This window comes from Olsenella sp. An270 (assembly GCF_002159735.1).
Taxonomy (GTDB): Bacteria; Actinomycetota; Coriobacteriia; order Coriobacteriales; family Atopobiaceae; genus Thermophilibacter.
In genome coordinates this window covers 101,065-127,273 of sequence record NZ_NFJF01000001.1, presented here as the reverse complement: position 1 = coordinate 127,273, position 26,209 = coordinate 101,065, and the positions used below count along the sequence as shown (strand labels likewise).

The window sequence follows — 26,209 nt, the reverse complement described above, 5'->3', positions numbered from 1 at the left end:
GGACAAGGGCGGCGATTCCCGGAACGCAAAACACCGCGCTATCGCTCGATCGGGCGCATCGAGATGCCCTCGACGACCAGGCTCGCGCCCCCCACGATCAGATAGGCCGCGACCACGTAGCCAAACACCACGCCCGAGAAGGCCGGCATCAGCAGGAAGGCGACACCGCACACGATGTTGAGGACGCCCGTCGCCGTGGTGAGGCCGGAGTCGGGCAGCCCGAAGTAGCGAAGACGGCGCGCATAGGTGACGCGCTCGGCACCCGAGATGATGAACAGGAACGCCAGCAGGAAGACGACCGTCCCGGCCGTGAGGTAGGCGGGAAGCACCAGCAGCATGACGCCGAGAAGGGCGTTGAGCACGCCCATCACGAGCATCGTCGGGCTGCGGAAGAGCTCGGGGGTATGCACGTAGGATGCAACCTCCCCCAGCCCGCCCACGATGAGTGCCGCGGCCACGAGGCCCTGGATGAGCGCATAGATGCTCATGGGCGCCGCCGCGCTCGCGACGCCGGCGACGACGAGCAGCGCGCCGATCGCGATGGTCCACACCCGCGCATGCCGCACGCCCGCGTTCCAGCGCTCGACGAAGTCGCCGACGTGATCGAAGTCAGAGTTGTACCGCTCCATGAGGTTCCTTCCAAAGAGAACGGCCCGGACGACCCGGGCCGGCTGATACCTCTCTTGTGCCCGTTCCCGCACGGCTGGGACGCCGCGGCGCAAGACGGGGAAACCCTCACGTCACCAACACATCGCTGCGTCAAACCTGACGCCCTACCGGCGCCGGCGGCGGTGGCTCTCGCGGATGATGTCGACCGCGACCCACACGCCCAGCACGAACGCGGCGAGATAGCCCAGGAAGCCGATGATGGGGATGCCAAAGATGACCGGCTGGATGCGCGCGTAGTAGACCACGGACGATCCGATGAACAGGCCCGCCACGATGACGCTCATCGTGAGGCGGTTGGCGATGCGCGAGAGGTCCTCGAGCGGGTCTGCCGTCCCGGCGAGGTCCAGGTTCACGCGCAGCTGGCCGCGCGTGAGCATGCGCATGGCGAGCCCGGCGTCGCTCGCGGCACTGAGCAGGCCATGGGTCGCCGCGACGGACTGCCGGGCGAGCCGGTCCGTCTCGCGGCGCGCGAGCTCGCCCACGCTGCCGTGCGCGCGCAGGTGCGCGTGGATGATCTCCACGATCGAGGTGTCCGGCAGCAGGCCGTGGACCGTTCCCTCGAGCGTGACGAGCGAGCGCGCGAGCATGGTCACCGAGCTCGGCAGCTCGATGCCGTCCTTCTGCGCCATGGAGATGAGCGCGTTCATGAACGCGCCGACGTCGAGGTCGGAGAGGTCGGAGAGGCCGTAGTCGGCGACGATCGCGTCGAGGTCGGCCAGGAGGTGCGCCTGGTCGACGTCGGAGGTGTCGGAGACCGAGAAGCGCATGAGCCCCTCGGCGAGCTTCGGGGAGTCACAGGCCGCGACGGCGGTCACCATGTCGCGCATCGCCGAGCGGTCGTGGCTGGAGAGCCGCCCCATGATGCCGAGGTCGAGATAGACGATCTTGCCGCCCACCACCACGAGGTTGCCCGGGTGCGGGTCGGCGTGGAAGAAGCCGTCGTCGAGCATCTGGCTCGTGTAGTTGTCGGCGAGCTTGATGCCGATCTCGGAGAGGTCGTATCCCCCGGCGACCAGGCGCGCCGTGTCGTTGATGGGGATGCCCTCCACGTAGTCCATGACCACGACGTGGCGCGTGCAGAGCGACGGGTAGGGCTTGGGGCAGTCCACGAAGGCGCACGCGGCGTTGTTGCGGCGGAACTCCTCGAGGCTGCGCGCCTCCACGAGGAAGTCGGTCTCCTCTCGGAAGCTCTGCCAGAGCTCGTCGACCACCGACTGCAGGTCGAGGAACTGCTCGTCGCCCATGAAGCGCATCGCGTGGCGCGCGAGCGAGCGCATGATCGAGATGTCCTGCGCCATGATCTCCTGCACGTGGGGGCGCTGGATCTTCACGGCCACGAGCTCGCCGGTCACGAGGCGCGCCTTGTGGACCTGCGCGACCGAGGCCGACCCCAGGGGCCGGTCGTCTATGGCGTCGAAGATCTCCTCGATCGGCCGGTCGTACTCGGCGCGCAGGGCGGAGAGGACCGTGTCGCGGTCCATCGGCTCGACGTCGGTGCGCAGGCGCGAGAGCTCGCGCGTGAAGCTCTCGGGCAGGATCTCCGAGCGCATGGAGAGGATCTGGCCCGCCTTGACGAAGGTCGGGCCCAGCTCCTCGAGCATGCGCCTCAGGCTCTTGGGGGTGAGGCCATGGAAGATGTCGTAGCGGCGCACGATCTGGAGCATCTCGCCGATGCGCGCGAGCCTGGAGCCGCGGGTGAGCGCGTACTCGTCGTCGCTGCGACCGCCAAAGAGGCCGATCGTCTGGCGCTCGCCCGCGAGCGACTCATGGCTCACGCGCTCGTACCAGGCGTCGAGCAGCTCCTGCGCCGAGCGGGCGGCCCGGGCGGAGACCTCCTCCGGACTCGGCTCGTCGCCGCGCTCGGCGCTCGAGAAATCGTCTTCCCTGTCGTGCGCCACGTCGCTCCTACTCGGCGTCCGCCGCGTCCTCGTCGGCGTCCTCGACGTCGACCTTCACGGCGGCGGCGTCGATCTCTGCGGACATCGCGGCGACCTTCTCGGCGAAGGCGGCGCGCTCCTCGGCCGTCATGGACGAGAGGCGGGCCCGCAGCGCGGTGTCGGAGGTGTTCTCGACGACCTCCTTGACCTTGTGCGTGAGCTCCTGGTTGAGCGTCTTGCCCTGCTCGACCGTCAGCTCGCCCTTCTTCACGAGCTCCTCGACGACCTCCTGGGTCTTCTCGGCACCCGTGGCCACCGCGCCAACGCCCGCGAGGAACATCTTGCGCAGGCCCTCGGTCAGGTCAAAGTCAGCCATGTCTCTCCCTTCGTCGCGTCCGGACAGAGGACGGTTCCATGCTGTCCCTTCTACCCACAACGCGCGGCGTCTTTCCCGCCAGGCGACCCGAGCGGTCGGCGGGCGCGGTCCTAACCGAGAAGAACGCGCCCCAGCTCCTCCACCGTGTCCGCGCACGCGCAGGCCCCGGCGCCCATGAGCTCGGCCACCGTGCCGGTCCCGCCGTAGGTGACGCCGACGCAGGGGACCCCGCACGCGGCGGCGGCCTCCACGTCGTGGTGACGGTCGCCGACCATGACCGCCTCGGCGGGCTCCACGCCCAGGTCGTCCATCGCTCGCCTGATGAGGGAGACCTTGTCGCCCTCGGCGTCGCTCGACTTGCCGAGCGCGACGTCGAAGAGCTCCGTGATGCCGTTGTCGGCGAGGGCGCGCTCGACCATGGCCATCTGCTTGGACGAGGCGACGGCGGTGAGGCGCCCGGCGGAGCGCAGGCGGCGCAGGAGCGCCGCGACGCCGTCGAAGAGCGGCCAGGCCTCGGGGCCGATGCCGCGGTAGATGGCACGGTACTCGGCGGTGATCTGGGCAGCCTCCTCCTCGGAGAAGCCGTAGACGAGCGAGTAGGCCTGTGGGAAGGGCGGGCCCACCAGTCGCGTGAGGTCGCCCATGGCCTCGTCGGTGAGCCCGTGGCGGGCCAGCACCGTGCGCGCCGTGCTCACGATGGCCGGCACCGTGTTGGCCAGCGTTCCGTCAAAGTCAAAGATGACGAGCCTTCTGCCGGCGACGTCTGCTGTCATGGCTCCCCCTTCCGCGAGCAGCTCCCAGAGTAGCACGGCGCGGGGCGGGGTATCATGGTCACAGCAACCGAACGGAGGTCCCATGCACGTCGAGCCCATAACCTGCTACCGGCCGCGACCCGAGCGGGCCGCGGAGTTCGCCGCGCCGCCCTACGACGTCTTCGACCGCGCCGGCGCCCGGGCCTACATCGACGCGCACCCGGGCTCCTTCCTCGCCGTCGACCGCCCGGAGACGGCCTTCCCCGCCGACCACGACCCGCACGCGGACGACGTCTACGCCCACGCGCACGACCTGCTCGCCGGGCGCGTGGCGGACGGCACGCTCCTGCGCGACGGGACCCCCTGCTTCTACCTCTGGCGCCTGCGCACGGACGGCCACGAGCAGACCGGCATCGTCGCCGCCTTCTCGCTCGACGACTACGCCAACGGCGTCATCCGCCGCCACGAGCTCACGCGGCCCGCCAAGGTCGACGACCGCGCGCGCCACATCGCCGCGACCTGCTGCCAGACCGGGCCGGCGCTTCTCGCCTATCGGGACAACCCCGTGCTGGAGGCCCTCGTCGAGGCCGCCAAGGCCGCAGACCCCCTCTACGAGCTCACGGACGCGGCGGGCGTGGAGCACACCGTCTGGCGCGTGGCGCGCCCCGCGGCCGTGGAGTCGCTGCGCCTCATGCTCGAGTACGTGGACCGCGCCTACATCGCAGACGGGCACCACCGCGTCGCCGCCGCCGAGCGCGTCTGCCACGAGACCCGCTCCGGCGAGGGAGGGCGCTGCAGCGGCTCTGAGGCGTACAACTACTTCCTCGGCGTGCTCTTCCCCGCCAGCCACCTCGACATCCGCCCCTACGACCGCGTCGTCGCGGACGCGGCCGGGCTCTCCGAGGAGGCGCTCGTCAGCTCGCTCGAGGCGTCGGGCGTCTCGGTCGGGCCGCGCCGGGAGGGCCCCGTCAGGCCCGATGCGCCCGGGCACGCGGGCATGTACGCCTTCGGGGCGTGGAGGGAGCTCGCGTTCGAGGGCCCGCTCCCGGACGACCCGTCCGCGTCGCTCGACGCCTCGCTGCTGCAGGACCGCGTGCTCGCCCCCGTGCTCGGCGTGGACGACCCCACGGACGACTCGCGCGTCGCGTTCGTCGGCAACGTCAACGCAGCCGAGCTCGCACGGCGCGCGGGCGAGACGGGCGTGGCGTTTTCGCTCCGGCCGCCCACCATGGACCAGGTCATGGCGGTCGCCGACGCCGGGCTCACGATGCCGCCCAAGTCCACGTGGTTCTCGCCCAAACTTCTGAGCGGGCTCTTCGTGCGGCGCGTCAACCACCGCGAGTCCGTCATCGACGGCGCGCGCCACGCGATAGAGGGGAATAAGTAAGAGAGCGAGAAGAACACGGGAGGTGAGGTGCCATGAGCGAGGAGAGGGACGAGCGCCACGGCAGGCTCGGCAGGCTCTTCGCCGCGCTCGTGGGCACCGACGCGGAGGCCGCCGAGGGCGCGGGCGAGGATCGCGACCAGATGGCGACCACCGAGGGCGCGGACGCCCAGGTGTCTCGCCTGGACCTCGACGCCCTCTCCCAGAGGCTCGCCTCCTCCCCCAACCCCCTGCACGTCCTGCGCCGCTTCGTCGACGACGTCCGCGAGCGGACCGAGAGCGCGGGCGCCGGCGCGGCTCCCAGCCCGCTCGAGACCTATCTCGCCGAGAGACTCCAGGAGGCGGGCGTCGCGGGGCGCGACGAGGGCGGCGCGATCGAGCTCAGGGTGGTCCGCCCGCGAACCTCGGACCTCTTCTACCTGCGCATAGATGAGGACGAGCTCCCCTATTCCACCAAGCTGCGCGTGCTGCGCGTCGAGGCGGCGCTCAACGCCGCCCTTCTCGCCACCCGCGCCCTCGACGACCCCGACTCCGCGAGCCTCGAGGACCTCGTGCGCCTGGAGGCGCGCTGCGCCCGCTCGATCACGGCCCAGGCGCCGCTGCTCGCCCGCCGCAGGGAGACGCCCGCGCGCGGCGAGTGGGAGGTGCGCCGGACGCTCTCCGAGGCAATCGAGTCCGCGCGCCTGCCCTACCGGCTCACCGCGCGCTTCCGCGTCAACGTGGTCGGCCGGCGCGCCGCCTTCGAGATCGACCTGGTGCCGCCGCGCATCTGGTGGGCGACGACCTTCGTCGACGGGCTCGGCATCGTGTCCACCACCTCCGAGATGCGCCGCCGCGCGGCGAGCGACTACAACCTGCGGCTCGGCGTCCTTCTCGCCGGCTACGCGCTGCTCGTGGCGCCCGAGCTCGACGAGGTCTGGGTGGCCGGGGTCGAGGACGGCCCCGTGAGCCATGCCTGCTACTACTCCGCCCGCCTCACGCGAACGCAGCTCGAGGGCGTCGACCTCGAGGGGCCGCTGGACGTCTGGGGCCTCATGCGCGCCGCCGGCGCGACCATGGACGAGAGGAACCTCTCGCTCGCGCCCGTGCGCCAGGACTTCTCGCTCGACGACGAGCGGCTCTGCCCCGCCCGGCGCTGGGAGCCGGTCGAGCTCTCGGACCGTGAGCTACCCCCGACCTCCGCGCACGAGCTGGGCGCCGCACGCGAGTGCGACCTCGGGATCGACGAGGCGGCGGCGCTACGGCGCGCGGCGGACGAGCTCGCGCGCGGCCTCGGCGGCTCGACCGAGCAGAACGTCCGCGCGCTGCTCTCCGTCTCCGAGGGCGCGCCGGACGACGTCCGCGAGGCCGCGCTGCGCTGCGTGGGCGAGCTCGTCGACGGGACGCTCGAGGACGACCCCGTCGCGATCCTGGAGGCGCTCGTCGACGGCGGCCCGCTCGAGCGCGGCGTCGAGCGGGCGCGCGAGGCGTTCTACGCGCGCGACGTCGAGGGCGCGGAGCGGCGCGCCCGCGAGGCGGTCTCCGTGCCGGACGACCTCGGCACCTATGCGGACCGGGACGGCGAGGCCTGGCGGTCGTTCGGCACCTACGCGGACCGCGTGCTCTACAACCGTCTCGTCGCGCCCGCGGGCGAGACGTGCCAGCTCGCCCCGGATGCCTACCTCGAGGGGCACCTGATCGTCTCGGCCTGCGCCCTCGCTCGTGGCGACACGGCGGAGGCGCTCGCGCACGCGCGCCTCGCACGGGAGCTCGCGCCGCTCTCCGCACAGGCGAGCCTGCACCTCGCCCAGTGCCTGGAGGCCGCCGGCGAGGCACGCGAGGCGGCAGACGAGCTGCGCCGGCTCCTCTCGCTCGCGCACGACCCCGAGACGATCGGCCTCGGCTACCTGCGCATGGCGCAGCTCCAGTGGCAGGAGGGCCACGTCCTTGCCGCGCAGGCGTGCTACCAGCTCGCGTGCGCGCGGCTCGGCGCGCCCGTTCTCGTGGCCGGGCTGGCCGTCGTGGCGCTCATCGGCCACGTGGGGGGCGCCTCGGAGGCCTCGCTCACGCAGGAGCAGGTCGAGCGCGCGCTGCGCGCCGAGGACATCCCGCTCGCGCCCACCGAGGAGGTCGGCGAGGCGCTGCTGGGCGCGAGCCGCTCCGCGGTCGACGCCGAGCTCTTCGGCGTGAGCCGCGACGTGGTCCGCTCGCTCTGCTCCGTCATGCGCGACGACGTGCTCTACGGCGTGCTCCGCTCGCTCGAGGACGAGCCCGACCGATGAGCGACGCGCAGCGGGTCAGCCTGTGGCCGCCGTCCTTCTCGGCCGCGATCTTTGACTTCGACGGCACCCTCGCCGAGACCTGGCCGCTCTGGCGCCGGGTCGACGAGATCTTCTTCTCCACGCGCGGGCTCCCCTTCGACGAGGACGCCTCGACCACGCTGGCCACGCTCGGCTTTGCCGCGGGCGCCCAGTGGTGCGTGGAGCGCTATCGGCTGCGCGACGAGGTGGCCGACATCGTGGACGAGTGGAACCGCCTGGGCGCCGCGCTCTACGAGAACGAGGTCCGGCTGCGCCCCGGCGCCGAGGCGTACGTGCGCGCGCTCCGGGCGCAGGGGGTACGCGTGGGGCTCGCCACCACCAACGACCCGCACGTGCTCGGCGCGATGCGCCACGTGGACGTGGGGGCGCTCTTCGACGAGGTGGTCTGCGGACGCGAGGTCGCGCGCGGCAAGGACCACCCCGACATCTACCTCGAGGCGGCGCGGCGGCTGGGAGCCGAGCCCGCGGACTGCGCCGTGTTCGAGGACATCCTGCCCGGAACGCTCTCCGCGGCGCGGGCGGGCATGGCCACGGTCGCAGTGGAGAGCAGCGACCCGCGTCAGCCCGCCGCCGAGCTGCGGCGCGCCGCGGACCGCTGGATCGCGGGCTGGGAGGGTCTTCTCGGCTGAGTCCGGCGGCGTTTCCGGCGGTTGCAAAAGCCTTTTGACGGACGGGCAGGCGCCGTCGTGGCATGCTGGGAGCAGAGAGGGGGCACCATGACGAGGCTGGACAAGGAGAGCGTCGGGCGACGCGTCGCCGAGGTGCGCTCCGCACGCGGCCTGAGCCAGGAGGCGCTGGCGGACCGGCTGCACGTCTCGAGGCAGACTGTCAGCAACTGGGAGCGGGGCAAGACGCTCGTGGACGTGCAGAGCCTGGCAACGATGGCGGACGAGCTGGGATGCCCGCTGTCGGAGCTCCTCGGCGAGGAACAGCTGCAGGCGGCGCGCGAGGGCACCGAGGCAGCGCGGCGCGAGCTCAAGATCATCTACGTCGTGCTCGCGCTGCTCTGGGTCCCGGCCATCGCGCTCGACCTGACCGAGCGCGTGAGCGGGGCGAACATGCTCTGGGTCTGGTGCGCGCTGCTCGTCGTGTGCGTGCCGCTCGCCTGGCGGGCGTGGCGGCTTGAGCGCGACCACGACCTGCGCGTCACGCGCGAGGTGGCGCGCTTCATCGAGACCGGCGAGCTGCCCGCGGAAGACGGGCGGCGCCGGAGCCACCGCGTGCTCGGGCTCGTCGGCGTCGTCGCGATCTTCCTCATCGTAGACGCGCTGCTGGACGCGATCTTCTAGGCCGGCGCGCTACAATGCGCCCATGACGAGAAGAACCACAACCTGGACGCTCTTCGCAGGCGGACCGGACGGCATCCCCGTCGAGGTGGAGCGCAAACGCGTGCGGCGGCTCAACCTGCGAGTGCGCGCGGACGGATCGGCGCACCTGTCCGTCCCCGCACGCTGCCCGCTCGCGGAGGCGCAGCGCTTCCTGGACGCGCACGAGGCCTGGCTGCACGACCACGTCCGTCGCCGGGAGGCGCGCGCCGACGTGCCCGACGACGGCCTCGTCCCGCTCTGGGGCGCGCTCGTGCCGCTGCCTGCCGGAGCCGCCTCCGACGAGCTCTACCGCACCGAGCTGGCGGCGAGGCTGCCCGAGGTCGCCGCACGCATGGAGGCCGCGCTCGGGGTGCACGCGAGCGGCTGGCAGCTGCGCGCGATGTCCACGCGCTGGGGCTCGTGCACGCCGCGCACCGCACGCGTCCGCATCAACGTTCGTCTGGCGGCCTACCCGCCCACCTGCCTTGACTATGTCGTCGCGCACGAGCTCACGCACCTTCTGGAGCCGAGTCACAGCGAGCGGTTCCACGCCCTTCTCGCCGGCGCGTACCCGAACGAGCACGCCGCCCGCGCCCTGCTGCGCCGCCCCGCGCGTGAGCTCGCCGCCGATTCGTGCCCAACCGTTAACGCTGATGAAACAAACTCTGGGTAAGCTGCCCTCAGCCGTCTCCGAAAGGATGCCGTCAATGTCCCGTCTCGCGCACATCGCACTTCTTGGCGCCCCGGCCGTGGCCGGCGCTGGCGCGTGGTGGTGGACAAGGACGACTCCCCTCTCGGACTGACGAGGCCACTCACGCATACATAAGGGCCCTCGGACTCAGTTCCGGGGGCCCTTTTCTTGTGCGCGAAGAACCGACTGCGAAAGGAGCGCGTCATGACCGGCACCACCCCCTACCGCACCTACCTCAGCGAGCAGCAGATCCCGACCGCCTGGTACAACCTGCGCGCCGACATGCCCGAGAAACCCGAGCCCATGCGCCTGCCAAACGGTGCCGTGGCCACGCACGCCGACCTCGCGCCCGTCTTTGCCGACGCCCTCATCGACCAGGAGCTCGACGACGACACGGCCTACTTCGAGATCCCCGAGCCCGTGCGCGAGATGTACAAGGTCTACCGCCCGAGTCCGCTCTGCCGCGCGTACAACCTCGAGCGCGCGCTGGACACGCCCGCGCACATCTACTACAAGTTCGAGGGAAACAACACGAGCGGCTCGCACAAGCTCAACTCCGCGCTCGCGCAGGCCTACTACGCCGCGGCGCAGGGCCTCACCAACATCACCACCGAGACCGGCGCCGGGCAGTGGGGCACCGCGCTCGCCGAGGCGGCCGCACACTACGGTCTTGACCTCGACGTCTTCATGGTGAGGTGCTCCTACGAGCAGAAGCCGTTCCGCCGCAACATCATGGAGACCTTTGGCGCCACGGTGACGCCGTCGCCGAGCGACACCACCGAGGCGGGCCGGCGCATCCTGGCCGAGCACCCGGGCTCGACCGGCTCGCTCGGGACCGCCATCTCAGAGGCCGTGGAGCGCGCGCTGCACGTGCCCGAGAATCGTGGGCGCTACCAGCTGGGCAGCGTCCTCAACCAGGTGGTGCTGCACCAGAGCGTGATCGGACTGGAGAGCTACGAGGCGCTGCGCGAGCTCGGCGAGTACCCCGACATCGTCATCGGCTGCGCGGGCGGCGGCTCCAACCTGGGGGGCCTGATCGCCCCCTTCATGCGCGACAAGCTGCGCGGAGAGCGACCGAACACGCGCTTCATCGCGGTGGAGCCCGCGAGCTGCCCCTCGCTCACGCGCGGCCGCTACGCCTACGACTTCGCGGACACCGGCCAGACCTGCCCGCTGTGCAAGATGTACACCCTGGGCAACGGATTCATCCCGAGCCCCGACCACGCGGGAGGCCTGCGCTACCACGGCATGAGCCCGATCGTCTCCAAGCTCAAGCACGACGGCTATCTGGAGGCGGTGGCGGTGCGCCAGACCGAGGTCTTCGAGGCGGGCGAGCGGTTCGCGAAGCTTGAGACGATCCTGCCGGCACCCGAGAGCTCGCACGCCATCCTGGCGGCCATTCGCGAGGCCGAGCGCTGCCGCGAGACCGGCGAGGCCAAGACGATCCTCTTTGGCCTCACGGGCACCGGGTACTTCGACATGGTCGCCTACGACCGTTACAACCGCGGCGAGATGGAGGACCACGTACCGTCCGACGAGGAGCTGGAGGCTGGCTTTGCCACCATCCCGAGCATCCCGGGAATCCAGTAGGAAAAAGGAGGGACGAGCCATCGGCTCGTCCCTCCTTTTGCATAAAAGAGTCGTTCGTGCTGCATTACGGCGATTCCGTGCATAAAACCCTCGCTCGTGCAGCGTGATTTGATCCCAAAGTATGCCTGAAAAAGTTTGATGACCTCTGTTTCCGCAGGTCGCAATATCAAGAACCAAATCGCATCGCAACCACAGGCAGAAAACGCGCTACACGAACGAGCATTTTGATCATGAACCCCGCTGATATGTAGCACGAGAGCCGGTTTTATGCAGACTAATGCGCCGCCGACGCGCTCTAGCGAGAAAAGGGCTCCATAACGTGAACGGAGGCCGCGACTCGCAATGGGTCGCAACCTCCGTCAGAGACGTTCGGCGTTCGTTACTTGCCGCAGTTCGCGCGACCGAGGTCGGACCACTCGGGGTCCTCGTCGGGAATGGAGCCGGCAGCCTTGCCGAAGAGCTCCTTCAGGCAGTTGTAGGCAACAATCAGGCCGAGCACCACGAGCAGGATCGCAAAGACGAGCTGCAGGCCCGAGGTCGCGATCACCGCCGCTCCGCTCGCGGAGAGCGCGCTCACGCAGCCGATGATGCTCTGGACGAGCGAGGTGAAGGTGCTCACCAGCAGGAACGCCACGGGCACGTAGAGCATGAAGCCCTTGCGACCGGTGCACTTGCAGAAGACCGCGAGCATGATCATCGTCATGCCGCCGAGCAGCTGGTTGGACGCACCGAAGAGCGGCCAGATGTTGGTGTAGCCACCAAAGGCGAGCGCGAGGCCCAGCGCCAGCGTGAGCACCGTGGAGACCCAGGTGTTCGCGAGGAACTTGGCCGCACCGGTCGCACCGGCGCCGGCCTCCTCAGCAGCGTCGTTGCTCTTGGCGAAGAACTCCTGGAACGAGAGGCGTCCGATACGGGCGACAGCGTCGACGGAGGTGAGGGCCAGTGCCGAGACGCACATCGTCATGAAGACGGTCGCGAGCGTCCCGTCCACGCCGAAGGCCATCATGCCGCGGGCCACGCCCTGCGAGAAGATCTGGAACGGGGTGCCCACCGCGGCACCGCCCGCACCACTGGTGTTGATCTGCGCGAACATGATCGCGGCGACAACGATGGCGAGCACGCCCACGAAGGACTCGAGCACCATGGCGCCATAGCCCACGGGCAGCGCGTCGTTCTCGTTGCAGACCTGCTTGGAAGAGGTGTTGGTGGAGACGAGGCTGTGGAAGCCGGAGAGCGCGCCGCACGCCACGGAGACGAACAGCAGCGGGAAGAGATACTGCCCGCCGTCGGCGAGCGCACCGAGGTCGGCGACCATCGGGGCGGTCATCTCTGCCTCGCCGTTCACACCGAGCACGAAGATGCCCAGCACTGCGCAGACGATCATGACCAGCATCATGATCGAGGTGAGGTAGTCACGCGGCTGCTTGAGCGTCTGGATGGGCATGGCCGCGGCAAAGAGCAGGTAGACCGTGATGACGGCGAACCATCCGAGCTTGTCCAGGTACACGGGAATCTGCATGCCAACCGCGAACATGAGCACGAAGAGCACGACCGCGAGCACGAGCTCCTTCCAGCCGGTGAGGCCAAAGCGGCGGTTGATCCAGCCGAAGGCGATGGCCACGAAGGTGAACAGGATCGAGATCGTGCCGGCCGCACCACCCGCGTAGGACGCGGCGGTGTCGACGGCGCCCGCGGCGTCGAAGGTCGCCACGAACGTGCCGGCGACCATGTCCACGAAGGCGGCGATCACGATGATCGTGAAGAGCCAGCTGAACAGCAGGAACAGGCGGCGGCCGGTGCGCCCGATGTACTTCTCGATGAGCTGCGCGAGCGACTTGCCGTTGTTGCGCATGGACGCGTAGAGCGCGCCGAAGTCGTGCACGGCGCCAAAGAAGATGCCGCCCACGAGCACCCACAGCAGGACCGGCAGCCAGCCGAACATCATCGCGGCGATGGTGCCCGTGACGGGGCCGGCGCCGCAGATGGAGCTGAACTGGTGCGAGAAGACCGTGAAGCACGAGGCGGGCGAGAAGTTCTTCCCGTCCTCCATGCGACGCGCGGGCGTGAGTGCCTCGGCGTCGATGCCCCACGTGCGCGCGAGCCAGCGGCCGTAGAGCAGGTACCCGGCGGCCAGGACCACGGCCGCGACGAGCACGATGACGATTCCGTTCATGTTTCCCTCCCTAGTACGTTGGAGCCTCGGACATGTTGCGCGCGCAACATCTGAACCCCTTTCACAGTTCCGACATAGTTTCCGACCGCTAACCCGCGCGAAACATACCGTTCACAGGAGGACCGTGACGAAAGGGTCACGAGACCGCATCCCTTCCGGCCCCTATACTCGGATGCAGGCAACGAGGGGAGGACCATGCTGCGCATACTGCTCGCCGAGGACGACCCGCTGATCGTCGAGGGGCTCTCCGAGCTGCTCGCGGGCGAGGGCTACGTCGTGGTCTCCTCCCCCACCCAGGCCGGCGCCGTCGAGCTTGCCTGCGCGCCGCACGCCGACTTCGCGCTCGCGCTCGTGGACCTCACGCTGGCGCAGGGCAGCGGATACGCCGTCTGCAACGCCATCAAGCGGGTGACGCCCGAGGTCCCCGTGATCTTCCTCACCGCCGCCGACGACGAGCTCTCCACGGTGACGGGCCTCGGCATGGGCGCGGACGACTACGTCGCCAAGCCCTTCCGCCCGCGCGAGCTCGTGGCCCGCGTGCAGGCCGCCATCCGCCGCGCCCGCCCGGAGCGCTCGGTGGCGCATCTGGGCCCTGTTACCATCGACCTCGACCGCGCCCGCGCCGAGAAGGACGGCCGCGAGGTTCCGCTCTCCGCCCTGGAGTACCGGCTCCTGCTGCTCTTCGCCAAGAACGCGGGCAGGATCGTCACGCGCGACATGATCCGCGACGCCCTCTGGGACGACGCCGGCGCCTATGTGGAGGAGAACACGCTCTCCGTCTACATCAAGCGCCTGCGCGACAAGCTCGAGGACGACCCCGCCGACCCGCGCCTGATCGTGACCGTCCGCGGCCTGGGCTATCGGGCCCAGGGCTAGCAGGCGGGCGAGAAGCACATGCTGCTGAGAAACGCTGAGGTCAGACGCACGGTCTTCGCCTTTCTCGCCGTGGGCGTCACGGGGGCCGGCGCGGCGTGGGCGCTCGCGGGCGTGCCCGCCGCCGTCGTGGTCGCCGCGACCGTCGCGGTCCTTCTCGGCGTGTTCCTCGTGTCGACGCGCCTGCGCTACCGGCGCATCGCGCGCATGGCTTCGCAGGTGGACGCCGTGCTCCACGGGGAGCGCGACGTGAGCTTCGAGCGCATGCGCGAGGGCGAGCTCGCGGTCCTGGCCTCGGAGCTGGACAAGATGCGCAGCCGCCTCGAGCTCGCCAACGAGGACCTGCTGCGCGAGAAGAACGCGCTGGCCGACGCGCTGGCTGACGTCTCGCACCAGATCAAGACGCCGCTCACGAGCCTCTCGCTCATGACGTCGCTCACGCGCGGCGCGCTCGTGGAGAACGGCGGCCACCCGGGCGAGGTCGAGCGCCTGCGCACGATGGAGCGGCTGGAGGGCCGCGTGGAGTGGCTCGTGTCGAGCCTGCTCAAGCTCGCGCGCATCGACGCGGGCGTGGTGAGCTTCTCGCGGGTGCACGTGGACGGCGCGGAGCTGGTCGAGCGCGCCGCCGAGCCGCTCGCCGTGGCGTTCGACCTCGCGGACGTGGAGCTCGCGCGGGAGGTGCAGGTGGGGTCCGGCTTTGAGGGCGACCTCGCCTGGACGGCGGAGGCCCTCGAGAACATCCTCAAGAACTGCCTCGAGCACACGCCGGCGGGCGGGTGCGTGAGCGTGACGGTGACGGAGGACGCCCTGGCCTTCCGCCTGCGCGTGGAGGACACCGGGCCCGGCATCGCCGAGGGCGACCTGCCGCACGTCTTCGAGCGCTTCTGGCGCGGCGGCGAGAAGGGCGAGGGCGCCGGCAGCTCCGAGGTCGACCCCGGCGGCGTGGGCATCGGGCTCGCGTTGGCCAAGAGCCTCGTCACCGCGCAGGGCGGCTCCATCCGCGCCGGCAACGCACCGGGCGGCGGCGCGCGCTTCGACCTCGTCTTCTTCAAGGCCACCGTCTAGCGGGGCCGCGGTTCTTCTCGCCCGCGGCGCGCTTTGCGATTTGTAACGAAATTGGGCCGAAAAACGTTACGAATCGCAGTTTGCCGGGTGTCACTTTGCGGTTCGTAACGTTTTGAGGCTGATAAACGTTACAAATCGCAAAGTCACCCATGTGACTGATCCGTCACGCGCGCGTCACGCGCGCGCAGGGCGCCTCCCCCACCATAGAATTGTCGACAAGACCAGGGAGGTAGCATGGACATTCTGCGCATCGACCATCTCACCAAGACCTACGGCACCGGCGACACCGCCGTGCGCGCGCTCGACGACGTGAGCTTCAGCGTGGCGGCCGGCGAGTTCGTGGCCATCATCGGCAGCTCCGGCTCGGGCAAGTCAACGCTTTTGCACATGATCGGCGGCGTGGACCGGCCCACCTCGGGCACCGTCTACCTGAACGGCGAGAACGTCTTCGAGCGCTCCGACGAGCAGCTCGCGGTCTTCCGCCGCCGCGAGGTCGGGCTGGTCTACCAGTTCTACAACCTCGTCCCGGTGCTCGACGTGGTGGAGAACATGTGCCTGCCCGTGCTCATGGACGGCCGCCCGGTGAACGAGCGCCGCCTCAGGGCGCTGCTGAGCAGGCTCGGCCTCACCGGTCGCGAGCACCACCTCCCCAACCAGCTCTCCGGCGGCCAGCAGCAGCGCGTGGCCATCGGGCGCGCCCTCATGAACGCGCCGGCCGTCGTGCTGGCCGACGAGCCCACGGGCAACCTCGACTCCAAGAACTCCGCCGAGATCATGGCCCTCCTGCGCAAGTCCAACCGCGAGCTCAAGCAGACGCTTGTCGTGATCACCCACGACGAGGAGATCGCCCTCTCGGCCGACCGCGTGATCGCGCTCGAGGACGGCCGCATCGCCTCCGACACGAGGGCGAGGTAGCCATGGCCAAGCACTTCAAGGGCGAGAAGGACCGCGCGCTCGCGGCCGCCGTCGCGCCCCGCGGCAACGTCTTCACCCGCTTCACGCTGCGCTCGCTCAAGGCCAACCGCGTGCGCACGGTCGTCTCCGTCATCGGCATCGCGCTCTCCTGCGCGCTCATCACCGCCGTGCTGACGAGCGTCGTCTCGCTCACGGACGCGCTCATCCAGCGCACCGCCGAGAGCGAGGGCTGGTGGTACGCCGAGGCTGCCGGCATCACGGCCGACGACCTCGACCGCCTGCAGGACGAGCCCGGCGTGGTCGACTGGACCGGCATCGCCGACCTCGGGACCGTATCGCTCGGCGAGGAGAACAGCGACCTCTTCGGCAAGTACCTCTACGCCAAGACCTGGCCCACCGAACAGGACAGCGAGAAGCCCCTCGTCCAGGACCCCGAGCTCGTCGCCGGACATGCCCCGGAGGCGCCCGGGGAGATCGTGCTCCCCCACTACCTGCAGAACGTCGAGCTCGCGCCCTGCGGTCTCACCACCGCGGACGGAGGGCCCATCAAACTGGGCAGCAAGGTCACGCTCGACCTCGGCACGCGCACGGTCACGAGCCTCACCGACGGCGTGAGCTTCACCATGACGAGCCTGCGCGGCGACTACATCGACGACGCCACGCAGAGCGAGTCCTTCAGCGCGGACCTCGGCCAGCTGAGCGGCACGGTCGTGGGCTTCTACCGCAGCTACGGCTACTCCGCCACGCTCGCAATGGTCGGCAACGCCGCCTACGTCTACGACGACGGCTCGGCCCTCGAGCGCGTCATGACCGACGACTCTGACGCCACCTGGGCCTCCGTGCTCTTCCGCACCGAGAACCCCGCCGAGGCGGAGCGGCTCGCCGACGACATCGTCAACGTGTGGTCGCGCGACATCGACGGCGGCTCCACGGTCCACTCGAGCCTCATCCGCTGGATGGGTGTGACGCCGGACACCGCGATCTGGAACACGCTCTACCAGGTCGCCGCCATTCTCGCCGCCGTCGTGGTCGTCGCCGGCGTGTCGCTCGTCTACAACAGCTTTGCCATCTCCGTGGCCGAGCGCACCCGCCAGTTCGGCCTGCTCTCCTCGCTCGGCGCGAGCAGACGGCAGCTGCGCCGCACCGTGCTCGTGGAGGCGCTCGTCATCGGCGGCGTGGGCATCCCCGTGGGCCTCGCGCTCGGGCTTCTCGGCTGCTTCGTGGTCTTTGGTCTCGTGGGCGACGGAATCACCGCGCTCTTTGGCACCGATCAGGCGCGCGTGGTCGTAAGCCCCGTCGCGCTCGGGATCTCGGCCGCACTCGCCCTTCTCACGCTCCTCGTGAGCGCCTGGGTGCCCGCGCTGCGCGCGAGCCGCGTCTCGGCGGTCGACGCCATCCGCCAGACACAGGACGTACGCCTCTCCCGTCGCGCCGCGCGCGCCCAGCGACGCGCCAACAGGAATGGCGACTCCACGCGCATCTCGCTCGGCATCGCCGGCCGCCTCTTCGGCATCCCCGGGCTCATCGCCCACAAGAACCTCACGCGCAGCTCGTCGAAGGGACGCGTGACCGTGGCCGCGCTCGCCGTCTCCGTCGCGCTGCTCATCACCTCGGGCGCCATCGCCGACGTCATGAGCTACGCGAGCAGCACGGCTATGGACACGATGGAGGGCCAGGACCTCCTGCTCTATATCGACGCCACCGGCGCCGAGGCCGACCAGACCCTCGCGCTCGCCGACGGCAAGGTGGACGGTCCCGGCATGCAGAAGGCGCTCGCACGCTTCTACGAGGACGCCCAGGGCGTAGAGGGCGCGCAGACCAACGGCTACATCACGTCCTACGTTGCCGACGCGCTCGTCCCCGCCGGCATGCTCAACAGTGACGCCGCGAACCTCGACTCCACCATGACGCCCCACGAGGACGGCTCCTGGTACGGCAGCGTCTACCTCGACTTCGTCGACGACGCAACCTGGAAGGCCTACGTAAGCGAGCTGGGCCTTGACCCGAGCGAGTTCTGCGGCCCCGCGCACCCGCGCGCCATAGCCGTGAACTCCTACGACATCAACAACGGAATGACCTACGCGAACTACCGACCATTCACCGGAACAGGCACGATCGAGTCGCTCGAGTTCGCCGATCTCGACGGCCGCTTCGTCTCCAGCATCGAGGACGACCCGTCCGGCGGTCTGCGGGCACTCTACTACGACGACAACGGCGACGAGCAGTACCTCCCCTACGACGAGGCCGTCGCGAGCGAGCAGGACATCGAGGTCGGCGCGCTCGCGGACTACCCGCCCGACTGCGTCACCTCCTCGGGCACGCTCCAGCTCATCCTGCCCGCCTCGGCCATAGACCTGGCAGCAAACGCCGGGTACCTGCGCGCCAGCATGTCCCTCGACACCGGCGGCGACGCGGAGCGAGCCAACCGGGCGCAGGATGCGCTCGAGAAGATCGCCGCGGACTACCCCGAGCTCGACGTCACCTACACCAACATCGCCGACGCCAAGCTCCAGTCGCGCCTCATGGCCACGACGGTCAACACGTTCGTCTTCCTCTTCGCCGTCATCACCGGCCTCATCGCGGTGGCCAACGTCTTCAACACGCTCGCCAACGCGCTCATCCTGCGCCGCCGCGAGTTCGCGGTGCTCCGCTCGATCGGCATGGGCGGGCGGGCCTTCCGCCGCATGATCGCCTACGAGTGCGCAAGCTACGCCCTGCGCGGCTTCCTCATCGGCTTTGCCCTGGCCGCCCTCGCCTCGGTCGGCCTCTACCAGGCCATGGCGCTCTCGTATTCGACCTACGAGTTCCAGCTGCCCTGGCCGCAGGTCGGCGTCTCGCTCATCGTGGTTCTCGCCGTGATCCTCGTGAGCGTCGCCTACGCCCTGCGCCGCTGCGACTCCTCCAACGTGGTAGAGGCCCTGCGCGCGGACGCGCTGTAGCGGACGTACGTCCCCTCCCCGGCCCCGGCTCGCCGCAACTCGCGAGCCGGGGTTCTTCTCGCCCAAGTCCAAAATAACGCGCACGATTTGCTTCGCGTCAAATTGTTCCCTGCCGATATATGAAACCAAAGCAAATCGTGCGCGTTATTCGGCGAGAGGGGCGGCCGAGAAGAACGCGGGCCCGGGCGCATGCCCGGGACCCGCGCGTTCCAACACCCGTTGTCAGACGCCCTACTGCTGCGGTCGCGCAGGCGGCACGGTCGCGTCGCGCCCGGCGGCGCCGGCGGCCACCATCTGCTCGAACATGCCCGCGGTCTGCGTGAAGTCGCTCGGCAGAACCACGGTGGAGGCCTTGCCGGCCTTGGCGAACTCGCCCATCATCTCGGTCCACTGCGTGAACATGAAGAGCTGGTTTGCCTCGGCTGCGGAGACGCCCGTCTCCTGGATCGTGGCGAGCGAGTCGGAAATGCCGGCGGCTATGGCCTTGCGCTGGTTGGCAATGCCCTCGCCGGACTTCTCCATGGCCTCGGCCTCGGCCTGCGCCTCGGTGACGCGGCGAATGCGGTCGGCCTCGGCCAGGTCCTGCGCGGCGGCCTTGGTGCGCTGGGCGGCGTTGATCTGGTTCATGGAGTCCTCGACCTCGGCCGGCAGCGCGATCTTGGTGATCAGCGTCGAGACGAGCGTGAAGCCGTAAGCGGTCATCTGCTCGGACACGGTGTCGTTGACGTCGCGAGCGATGTCGTCCTTCTTGGCAAACACCTCGTCGAGCGTGTAGACCGGAATCGACGAGCGCAGGGCGTCGGTAATGAAGTCGCGCATCTGCGCCACGGGCTGCTGCAGCATGTAGTAGCTCTTGTAGACGCCGGACTGCTGCGGGGTGGAGCCCGTCTCGTAGCTCACGTGGTACTGCGCGGAGACCTCGAGGCCGATCGTTACGTTGTCCTGCGTCTTGACGTCAATGTTGAAGCCGTTCTTCATGGTGCGCAGCGAGACCGTGGCGGCCTTGCGGTCCACGAACGGGATCTTGGCGTGGAAGCCCGCGCCGACAATGCGGTGGAACTTGCCCAGACGCTCGATTATGACGGCATGCTGCTGCTTGACCACGTAGAACAGGTTGCCGGTGACGATGCCGACGATCACGAAGACGACCACCAGCACGACGAGGACACCTATGAAGCTTCCAAACATATGCGCTCCCTAGAACGGCTTACGTTCCCCTAGCATACCCATATGCGGGCTCAGGAATATACTGAGACGGACAGAAGGTCGTAAGGAGGGGGTCAGAATGCCTCGCTTCAGGTTCTCGAACGCACCCGACAGCCAGATCGACCCCTTCAACGCCGGCGATCCCATAATGCCCGGAGACGAGCCCGAGTGGCTCGACGAGGAGCCGGCAGACGAGGAGGAGACCCCTTACGCCCCGCATGGCGAGAAGGACGGCGAGCCTCACAAGGTCTCCGACGACTACCGGGCGCCCACCACCCGGGGCCACGGCTACGACGCGCCCTCGATCGAGGAGGCGCCCACTCCGCGCGCGCCCTCGCTCGGCCAGCAGTGGCAGCGGACGGCCGAGGGGGCCAGGCGGGCCCAGGGGCGCTCCCGAAAGAGGACGACTCTCGGCTGCGTCGTTGCGCTCGCCGTGGCCGTCACCCTCTTCGGCGTGGTCGGGGACCTGCTCGTGAGCTGCGTCTCCCTCGTCACGGAGACGGTTGCCGACGGCGTCGACGCGGTCTTCTTCGAGAACGGGGTCACCTTCGACGACTACGTGTCGGACGGCGGCGGCGACTGGCGCGACACCGCCGACGAGCTCGACCTGGCGGCCGGCGAGGCCGTCGAGCAGCGGCTGAACGAGCTTCTCGCCGACCCGGCAGCCGGGTCCCTGCACGACCGCGCCGCCACCTACCTCGACGAGGAGCTTCAGTCCTGGGAGGGATACACGGCCGCCGAGCTCGGCATCGACGCCGACGCCTGGGCGACGTGGGCGCTCACGGGCGCCACCTACGAGCTCAGCAGCGTCTACGCCTACGACGACGGGACGGGCTCGGCCTACTTCGACACCGAGGCGCGCAACCTCAACAGCATCATCAGCGAGGCGGACACGGAGCTCTACGACTATCTCAGCGAGCACGGCCTCTCCGTCCGGGACGGCGAGGAGCCGGCCCCGCTGAGCGAAGAGCAGCGCGCCGAGGTCGCCGCGCTCTGGCAGGACGCCTGCGAGCGGGCCGCGTCCCTGGAGGGCGCGTTCGTCAGCGTCGAGCTCGCGCGCGTGGGCGAGACCTGGACCGTCGACGAGGAGTCGCTCGACGAGGCCCTCGAGAGCGCCCTCGGGCTCTACTGAGGCGCTAGCCGTTGACGAGCGACGCGTAGCCCGAGAGCTCGTACTCCGCGGAGATGCGCACGCGCGGCAGCGCGGTGACGTCGTCGCCCACGTGCGCCCAGGAGTTCTGCGTCGTGAACGCGCAGAGGATGCCCGCGTCGCGCACGGCCTGCTGGCCGTCGGCCGTCACGTCGCCAAACGGGTAGGCGAAGGCCTCCGTGGCGCCCAGGATCTTTTGCGCGTGCGTCAGGTCCTCGACGATCTGGTCCGTGGTGAGCGCGCTGATCAGCCCGCCGTGCCCCACGGTGCCGCCGGCCTGGTGCAGTCCGTAGGAGTGCGACTGGAACGAGACGTAGGGGCTCCGGTGGTCGACGATCTTCTGCGCGGCGTCCGCGTCGGAGCAGATCACGAACGACGTGGCGGGCACGCGGTACTTCTCGAGAATCGGGATGCCCACGTCGAGGAAGCCCGCTTCGGCGTCGTCGAAGGTGAGCACGACGCTTCGGGCGGGAAGGCTGTGCTCGCCCTCGAGAAAAGCCTTGAGCTCGGGGTAGGACGGGAAGTAGAAGTCGTTCTCCACGAGGTAGGCGAGCTGCTCCTCCAGCTTGGTGTCGAGCAGGTAGTTTCCGTCGAGCGCGGCGGGCGGGTTGTCCGCCGAGTAGACGTAGTGGTACATGAGGATCGGCACGCCGCCGTCCATGGTCTCCATCTCGTCGACCACGTGGACCGTGCGCACGGCCTGCGCCTCGTGGCCCGAGGAGTCACGGACGCGGTAGGTGACGTCGTAGTCGCCGGGCTTGGAGGTGTCCACCTCGCCGGAGACCTCGATCCTGTCGTTGAGGACGCCGTCGGCGGGCTCCGCGGCGTGGGCGCCGGCCTCGAGGTACTCCTCGCCGACGAGGACGTAGGTGTCCTCGTCCCCGTTGAGGCCGATCACGATCTCGCCGGGACCGGAGACCGCGGCGTCGGTGACGATGGGACGCTCGTCCGCACCGGTCGGCGCTACGGCGCCCGAGAGCGCCCCCACGAGCGAGACGACGCCCCACGCGAGCGCACCGACGACGCACACGGCCACGACGCCCGCGACGACCAGCGGCGCGACGGGGCGCCGGCGGCGTCTGGCGGGACGGCGGCCCTGCTGCGGCGCGCGCCGGGGCGAGCCCGGCCGGGTCGGCGCGGTCCGGGGCGCGTGCGCGGGTCGCGTCCTCGGGTGCGGTCTTCTCGATTGCGTCATGCGGACCCCTCTCTCCGTCTTCGATGTGATTATCGTCTTTTCTCGCCCCGCGGGTCGACCAGCGGGTACCATGTTCCGACCGAGCGACGAGAGGGGGCGAACGACCATGGCCGAGAAGGACGCGCGACGTCGCTACTCGCTCACGACCGCCATCTGCCTCATCATGGGCATCTGCATCGGGTCGGGCATCTTCTTCAAGTCCGACAACGTGCTCATAGCCACCGGCGGCAGCATCGGGGCCGGCGTGGTCATGTTCTGCCTCGCCGCCACCTACATCGTCTTTGGCGGCCTCTGCCTCACGCTCTTCGCCGCGCGCACCGACGGCGCGGGCGGGCTGGTGGACTACGCGGAGCGCTTCGTCTCGCCCCGCTTCGCCCGGCTGATCGCCCTGCACTACGCCTTCGTCTACCTGCCGTCCATCTCGGCGGTGATCTTCTGGGTCGCCGGCGTCTACGCGTGCATGGTGCTCGGGCTGCCGGGCACGCTCGCGCAGCAGATGGGGATCGGCCTCGCGCTCATGCTCGCCTGCTCGCTCGTCAACGCGCTCGCGCCGCGGCTCTCGGGCTGGGCGCAGAACGCGCTCACCGTGGTCAAGGTGGCGCCGCTTCTGGCGGTGGGGGCGATCGGGCTGGTCGCCGTGATCTCCGGGCGCGCCCAGACGGGCGGTGTGGTCCCGCCGGCCGGAACCGGCGGCGGCCTCGCCTGGCTCGCCGCCGCGGCGCCGATCGCCTTCTCCTTTGACGGCTGGCCCGCGGCGACCTCCATCGCCCCGGAGCTGCGTCACGCCCAGCGCAACCTGCCGATCGCGCTCGTCGTGGCGCCGCTTGCCATACTCGCCCTCTACCTCGTCTACTTCGTGGGGCTCTCCGTCACGCTCGGTCCCGCCGCCGTCATGGACGCCGGTGACGGCAGCCTCGCGCTGCTCTTCTCGCGGCTCTTTGGCGAGCGGGCGGCGGCATGGCCCAACCTCATCGCGTTTTTCGCCGTGCTCGGGACCGGCAACGGCCTCGTGCTCTCGCTGCAGCGCCTCCCGCAGGCGCTCGCGGCCCGCGGCGACCTGCCCGGCGGCAGGCGCCTCGTACGCGAGTCGGGGGCCTCGGGGGCGAACCTTCTGGGCGCCGGCCTCGCCACGCTCTGCATGCTCGCCTGGAGCGGCGTCCACGCGCTCGCGCAGGCCGGCGGCCTCATCCCCAACGGCGACGTCTCCGAGGTGAGCGTCTGCCTCGCGATGCTGCTCATGCTCCCCTACTTCGCCGCGGCCTGGCGCATGCGCCGCGACGGCCGGGCCGGCGTCCTGCGCGGCCGCGTCGCCCCGGTGCTCGCGACCGCATGCTGCCTCTTCGTGGGGCTCTCGGGGCTCGCCGAGCCCGCGCGCGTCGCGTTCGCGGCGCTCGAGCTCGCCGTCCTTCTCGCCCTGTCCTGGGCGGCCCGCAGCGGGCGTACAATGGTCCGGCAGCGAGGGAGAGGAGCGTCATGACCAACACAGACCGGGGCGCCGCGCGGCGCGCACCCTTCGAGACCGCACGAGGCAAGCTCGGCTTTGGGTGCATGCGTCTGCCCGTAAACGACGACAAGACCGTCGACCTGGGGACGTTCTCCCAGATGGTCGACGCCTTCCTCGACGGCGGCCTCAACTACTTCGACACCGCGCGACCCTACCACTCCGGCAACTCCGAGCCCGCCGTCGCCGCCGCGCTCGCCGCGCGCCACGACCGCTCCGACTTCCTGCTCGCCGACAAGCTCTCCCCCGGCAGCTTCGAGCGCCGCGAGGACATCCGACCGCTCATCGAGGACCAGCTGCGCGCCTGCGGCGTGGATTACCTCGACTACTACCTCATGCACTCGCAGGGCCCGAGCAACTACGACAAGTACCAGCGCTGCGGCGCCTACGACGAGGCCCTCGCCGCGCGCGACGCCGGGCTCGTGCGCCACGTGGGGTTCTCCTTCCACAGCGACGCGGCGTTCCTGGACCGCATCCTCACCGACCACCCCGACATGGAGTTCGTCCAGCTGCAGGTCAACTACCTAGACTGGGAGAGCGGCGTGATCCAGAGCCGCGCGTGCTGCGAGGTTGCCGCAGCCCACGGCAAGCCCGTCATCGTGATGGAGCCCGTCAAGGGCGGCATGCTCGTGAACCTGCCCGACGAGGCGCGCGAGACCCTGGCCGCCGCGGGCCCCGGCTCGCCGGCGAGCTTTGCGCTGCGCTTCGCGGCGAGCCTCCCGGGCGTCGAGATGGTGCTCTCCGGCATGGGCACGCCGGCGATGGTCGAGGAGAACGTGCGGACCTTCTCGCCGCTCGTGCCGCTCACGCGCGAGGAGCGCGCCGCCGTCGAGCGTGTGGCGCAGATCCTGCGCGGGCAGGACGTCGTCGAGTGCACCGGCTGCCGCTACTGCGTCGACGGCTGCCCCAGAAGGATCAACATCCCCGAGCTCTTCTCGTGCCTCAACGCCAAGCGCGGCTACAACGAGGACTCCGCGGGGTACTACTACCGCACCACGCACACCGGCAACGGCCACGGCCTGGCCTCGGAGTGCGTGGGCTGCGGCGCCTGCGAGCGGGCCTGCCCGCAGCACCTGCCGATCCGCGAGCTTTTGCGCGAGGTGGCGGCGGAGTTCGAGACGGACGCCGAGGGGTAGCGTATACGAACCCCGCCGACGGGGAACAAAACAGTGGCTGAAAGCATGCGAGACCCGGGAGGGACCGTGGAGGACACGAACGTCGAGAACAACGAGTCGACCGAGCAGGGCGTCACCGGGGCCCTGCGCTCCGGCATCTTCGAGGTGGGTCACGCGACCCACGAGCTGGTCCCCGCCGCCGACGGCCCCATGCCGATCGAGGGCCGCCTGCGCAAGGCGCCGCTACGCGTGCCGGACAACTACGAGGAGTGCAGCGGCTTCACGCTCTTCGGTCGCCGCATCCGGACGTTGCTCTACTCCACCGACGTCGCCGCGATCCGCAACTCCAACGCCGACGCCATCTTCGCCGTCTACCCGTTCACCGCCCAGCCGGCCATCACGCAGGCGCTGCTCACGGTAGCCGAGGCCCCGCTCTTCGTGGGCGTGGGCGGCGGAACCACCACCGGGCGGCGCGCCGCGGAGCTTGCCGCCGTCTCCGAGATGCAGGGCGCCGCGGGCGTGGTCTTGAACTCCCCCGCCACGCCGGAGATGGTCGCCCAGGTCGCCTCGACCGTGGACATCCCCGTCATCGCCACGATCACGCGCTTCGACAACGAGGCGGCCGAGAAGATCCAGTCGGGCGCACGCGTCATCAACGTGGCAGCCGGGCGCCGGACGCCCGAGGTCATCGCCGAGCTGCGCGCCGCATTCCCCGCGCTGCCGATCATCGCCACCGGCGGCCGCGACGACGAGACCGCCGCTGCCACCATCGCCGCCGGCGCCAACGCGCTGATCTGGGCGCCGCCGAGCGTCGTGGAGCTGCAACGCGACATGATGGTCCGCTACCGCGAGAAGGCCGAGACGGCCGCGGAGGCCGCCGGCGAGGAGGCGCCCGTCGCGACCGTGGTCCCCGACATCACCGACATGCCCGTCGCCGACGTGCCCAACGGCGTGGTGGAGAGCGTCTCCCCCGAGGTCGAGGAGTCCGAGCAGATCGGCGAGGAGGACTTCGTGAGCCCGTACCGCGGCCGCCTGCCGATCCTGCCGTTCTTTGGGCGCAAGCGCTCCTAGCGCACGTTCTTCTCGCCCGCGCGCATTTTGCGCTTTGTAACGTTTTTGGGCCCAAAGTGT

At 70.0% G+C, this 26,209-nt stretch carries 21 protein-coding genes; 14 read left to right on the top strand and 7 right to left on the bottom strand.

All coding sequences use genetic code 11. From position 1 onward, the window contains the following. Window positions 1–38: 38 nt before the first annotated feature. The 4 genes from B5F73_RS00565 to B5F73_RS00550 all read right to left on the bottom strand — a co-directional run bounded on the left by B5F73_RS00565 (window position 39) and on the right by B5F73_RS00550 (window position 3,695). Entirely contained in the window at window positions 39–629 is a 591-nt protein-coding gene (locus B5F73_RS00565; RefSeq protein ID WP_087224862.1) for a DUF308 domain-containing protein, read from the bottom strand. A gap of 144 nt (window positions 630–773) precedes the next feature. After that, on the bottom strand, window positions 774–2,567 hold the full coding sequence (locus B5F73_RS00560; RefSeq protein WP_239379745.1) for an AarF/UbiB family protein: 1,794 nt from the start codon (window positions 2,565–2,567) through the stop codon (window positions 774–776). A gap of 7 nt (window positions 2,568–2,574) precedes the next feature. Beyond that, the gene (locus B5F73_RS00555) at window positions 2,575–2,922 is read right to left on the bottom strand and encodes a phasin family protein (protein WP_087224859.1); all 348 of its coding nucleotides are present in this window, start codon (window positions 2,920–2,922) and stop codon (window positions 2,575–2,577) included. Window positions 2,923–3,032: 110 nt separating this feature from the next. Continuing rightward, window positions 3,033–3,695, bottom strand: coding sequence for an HAD hydrolase-like protein (locus tag B5F73_RS00550; RefSeq protein ID WP_087224856.1), 663 nt, complete (start codon window positions 3,693–3,695; stop codon window positions 3,033–3,035). 82 nt (window positions 3,696–3,777) lie between these two features. On the opposite strand from B5F73_RS00550, the gene B5F73_RS00545 reads away from it, so the two are divergent. From B5F73_RS00545 to B5F73_RS00520, 6 genes are all read left to right on the top strand, one after another. Continuing rightward, window positions 3,778–5,061 (top strand): DUF1015 family protein, encoded by a 1,284-nt coding sequence (locus B5F73_RS00545; RefSeq protein ID WP_087224853.1) that lies wholly within the window; start codon window positions 3,778–3,780, stop codon window positions 5,059–5,061. A 32-nt stretch (window positions 5,062–5,093) separates the two neighbouring features. Then, complete coding sequence (locus B5F73_RS00540; RefSeq protein WP_087224850.1) at window positions 5,094–7,319, top strand: hypothetical protein; 2,226 nt, start codon at window positions 5,094–5,096, stop codon at window positions 7,317–7,319. After that, window positions 7,316–7,987 carry an HAD family phosphatase gene (locus B5F73_RS00535; RefSeq protein ID WP_087224848.1) on the top strand — a complete coding sequence of 224 codons (672 nt, stop codon included), beginning with the start codon at window positions 7,316–7,318 and terminating at the stop codon, window positions 7,985–7,987. Before B5F73_RS00540 ends, B5F73_RS00535 begins: the two co-directional genes overlap by 4 nt. An 87-nt stretch (window positions 7,988–8,074) precedes the next feature. Further along, on the top strand, window positions 8,075–8,647 hold the full coding sequence (locus B5F73_RS00530; protein WP_087224845.1) for a helix-turn-helix transcriptional regulator: 573 nt from the start codon (window positions 8,075–8,077) through the stop codon (window positions 8,645–8,647). Window positions 8,648–8,669: 22 nt separating this feature from the next. After that, entirely contained in the window at window positions 8,670–9,338 is a 669-nt protein-coding gene (locus B5F73_RS00525) for a SprT family zinc-dependent metalloprotease (protein ID WP_087224842.1), read from the top strand. Between the two features lie 222 nt (window positions 9,339–9,560). Further along, window positions 9,561–10,946, top strand: a complete 1,386-nt coding sequence (locus B5F73_RS00520) for a TrpB-like pyridoxal phosphate-dependent enzyme (RefSeq protein ID WP_087224839.1) — start codon at window positions 9,561–9,563, stop codon at window positions 10,944–10,946. Window positions 10,947–11,325: 379 nt separating this feature from the next. Here B5F73_RS00520 and B5F73_RS00515 read toward each other — a convergent pair whose 3' ends face one another. Next, window positions 11,326–13,119, bottom strand: coding sequence for a carbon starvation CstA family protein (locus B5F73_RS00515; RefSeq protein WP_087224837.1), 1,794 nt, complete (start codon window positions 13,117–13,119; stop codon window positions 11,326–11,328). A 195-nt stretch (window positions 13,120–13,314) separates the two neighbouring features. Between B5F73_RS00515 and B5F73_RS00510 the strand changes: the two genes are divergently transcribed. The 4 genes from B5F73_RS00510 (at window position 13,315) to B5F73_RS00495 (ending at window position 18,911) form a co-directional block, all read left to right on the top strand. Further along, a complete protein-coding gene (locus tag B5F73_RS00510) occupies window positions 13,315–13,995 on the top strand; it encodes a response regulator transcription factor (RefSeq protein WP_087224834.1) in 681 nt (226 codons plus the stop codon). 18 nt (window positions 13,996–14,013) lie between these two features. Further along, a complete protein-coding gene (locus B5F73_RS00505; protein WP_087224831.1) occupies window positions 14,014–15,057 on the top strand; it encodes a HAMP domain-containing sensor histidine kinase in 1,044 nt (347 codons plus the stop codon). A gap of 234 nt (window positions 15,058–15,291) precedes the next feature. Next, the gene (locus tag B5F73_RS00500) at window positions 15,292–15,972 is read left to right on the top strand and encodes an ABC transporter ATP-binding protein (protein WP_087224827.1); all 681 of its coding nucleotides are present in this window, start codon (window positions 15,292–15,294) and stop codon (window positions 15,970–15,972) included. A 2-nt stretch (window positions 15,973–15,974) separates the two neighbouring features. Next, complete coding sequence (locus tag B5F73_RS00495) at window positions 15,975–18,911, top strand: ABC transporter permease (RefSeq protein ID WP_087224824.1); 2,937 nt, start codon at window positions 15,975–15,977, stop codon at window positions 18,909–18,911. A gap of 231 nt (window positions 18,912–19,142) precedes the next feature. Here B5F73_RS00495 and B5F73_RS00490 read toward each other — a convergent pair whose 3' ends face one another. After that, entirely contained in the window at window positions 19,143–20,099 is a 957-nt protein-coding gene (locus B5F73_RS00490) for an SPFH domain-containing protein (RefSeq protein WP_087224821.1), read from the bottom strand. A 97-nt stretch (window positions 20,100–20,196) separates the two neighbouring features. On the opposite strand from B5F73_RS00490, the gene B5F73_RS00485 reads away from it, so the two are divergent. Beyond that, on the top strand, window positions 20,197–21,249 hold the full coding sequence (locus B5F73_RS00485) for a hypothetical protein (RefSeq protein WP_087224818.1): 1,053 nt from the start codon (window positions 20,197–20,199) through the stop codon (window positions 21,247–21,249). 4 nt (window positions 21,250–21,253) lie between these two features. On the opposite strand, the gene B5F73_RS00480 is transcribed toward B5F73_RS00485, so the two are convergent. Beyond that, on the bottom strand, window positions 21,254–22,462 hold the full coding sequence (locus B5F73_RS00480; protein ID WP_087224815.1) for an immunoglobulin-like domain-containing protein: 1,209 nt from the start codon (window positions 22,460–22,462) through the stop codon (window positions 21,254–21,256). Between the two features lie 106 nt (window positions 22,463–22,568). Between B5F73_RS00480 and B5F73_RS00475 the strand changes: the two genes are divergently transcribed. From B5F73_RS00475 to B5F73_RS00465, 3 genes are all read left to right on the top strand, one after another. After that, the gene (locus tag B5F73_RS00475) at window positions 22,569–23,939 is read left to right on the top strand and encodes an APC family permease (RefSeq protein ID WP_158094732.1); all 1,371 of its coding nucleotides are present in this window, start codon (window positions 22,569–22,571) and stop codon (window positions 23,937–23,939) included. Continuing rightward, complete coding sequence (locus B5F73_RS00470; RefSeq protein WP_087224812.1) at window positions 23,936–25,099, top strand: aldo/keto reductase; 1,164 nt, start codon at window positions 23,936–23,938, stop codon at window positions 25,097–25,099. The genes B5F73_RS00475 and B5F73_RS00470 overlap by 4 nt, the downstream gene beginning before the upstream one ends. A 66-nt stretch (window positions 25,100–25,165) precedes the next feature. Then, on the top strand, window positions 25,166–26,149 hold the full coding sequence (locus B5F73_RS00465) for a hypothetical protein (protein ID WP_204206226.1): 984 nt from the start codon (window positions 25,166–25,168) through the stop codon (window positions 26,147–26,149). Window positions 26,150–26,209 lie beyond the last annotated feature (60 nt).

What these genes read in the sequence shown, in the direction of transcription:
- B5F73_RS00530 (WP_087224845.1), top strand. Translation starts at nt 8,075, where the DNA reads ATGACGAGGCTGGACAAGGAGAGCGTCGGGCGACGCGTCGCCGAGGTG.
- B5F73_RS00525 (WP_087224842.1), top strand. Translation starts at nt 8,670, where the DNA reads ATGACGAGAAGAACCACAACCTGGACGCTCTTCGCAGGCGGACCGGAC.
- B5F73_RS00485 (WP_087224818.1), top strand. Translation starts at nt 20,197, where the DNA reads ATGCCTCGCTTCAGGTTCTCGAACGCACCCGACAGCCAGATCGACCCC.
- B5F73_RS00515 (WP_087224837.1), bottom strand. Translation starts at nt 13,119, where the DNA reads ATGAACGGAATCGTCATCGTGCTCGTCGCGGCCGTGGTCCTGGCCGCC.
- B5F73_RS00495 (WP_087224824.1), top strand. Translation starts at nt 15,975, where the DNA reads ATGGCCAAGCACTTCAAGGGCGAGAAGGACCGCGCGCTCGCGGCCGCC.
- B5F73_RS00565 (WP_087224862.1), bottom strand. Translation starts at nt 629, where the DNA reads ATGGAGCGGTACAACTCTGACTTCGATCACGTCGGCGACTTCGTCGAG.
- B5F73_RS00480 (WP_087224815.1), bottom strand. Translation starts at nt 22,462, where the DNA reads ATGACGCAATCGAGAAGACCGCACCCGAGGACGCGACCCGCGCACGCG.
- B5F73_RS00470 (WP_087224812.1), top strand. Translation starts at nt 23,936, where the DNA reads ATGACCAACACAGACCGGGGCGCCGCGCGGCGCGCACCCTTCGAGACC.
- B5F73_RS00545 (WP_087224853.1), top strand. Translation starts at nt 3,778, where the DNA reads ATGCACGTCGAGCCCATAACCTGCTACCGGCCGCGACCCGAGCGGGCC.
- B5F73_RS00555 (WP_087224859.1), bottom strand. Translation starts at nt 2,922, where the DNA reads ATGGCTGACTTTGACCTGACCGAGGGCCTGCGCAAGATGTTCCTCGCG.
- B5F73_RS00550 (WP_087224856.1), bottom strand. Translation starts at nt 3,695, where the DNA reads ATGACAGCAGACGTCGCCGGCAGAAGGCTCGTCATCTTTGACTTTGAC.
- B5F73_RS00510 (WP_087224834.1), top strand. Translation starts at nt 13,315, where the DNA reads ATGCTGCGCATACTGCTCGCCGAGGACGACCCGCTGATCGTCGAGGGG.
- B5F73_RS00505 (WP_087224831.1), top strand. Translation starts at nt 14,014, where the DNA reads ATGCTGCTGAGAAACGCTGAGGTCAGACGCACGGTCTTCGCCTTTCTC.
- B5F73_RS00540 (WP_087224850.1), top strand. Translation starts at nt 5,094, where the DNA reads ATGAGCGAGGAGAGGGACGAGCGCCACGGCAGGCTCGGCAGGCTCTTC.
- B5F73_RS00500 (WP_087224827.1), top strand. Translation starts at nt 15,292, where the DNA reads ATGGACATTCTGCGCATCGACCATCTCACCAAGACCTACGGCACCGGC.
- B5F73_RS00475 (WP_158094732.1), top strand. Translation starts at nt 22,569, where the DNA reads ATGGCCGAGAAGGACGCGCGACGTCGCTACTCGCTCACGACCGCCATC.
- B5F73_RS00490 (WP_087224821.1), bottom strand. Translation starts at nt 20,099, where the DNA reads ATGTTTGGAAGCTTCATAGGTGTCCTCGTCGTGCTGGTGGTCGTCTTC.
- B5F73_RS00520 (WP_087224839.1), top strand. Translation starts at nt 9,561, where the DNA reads ATGACCGGCACCACCCCCTACCGCACCTACCTCAGCGAGCAGCAGATC.
- B5F73_RS00535 (WP_087224848.1), top strand. Translation starts at nt 7,316, where the DNA reads ATGAGCGACGCGCAGCGGGTCAGCCTGTGGCCGCCGTCCTTCTCGGCC.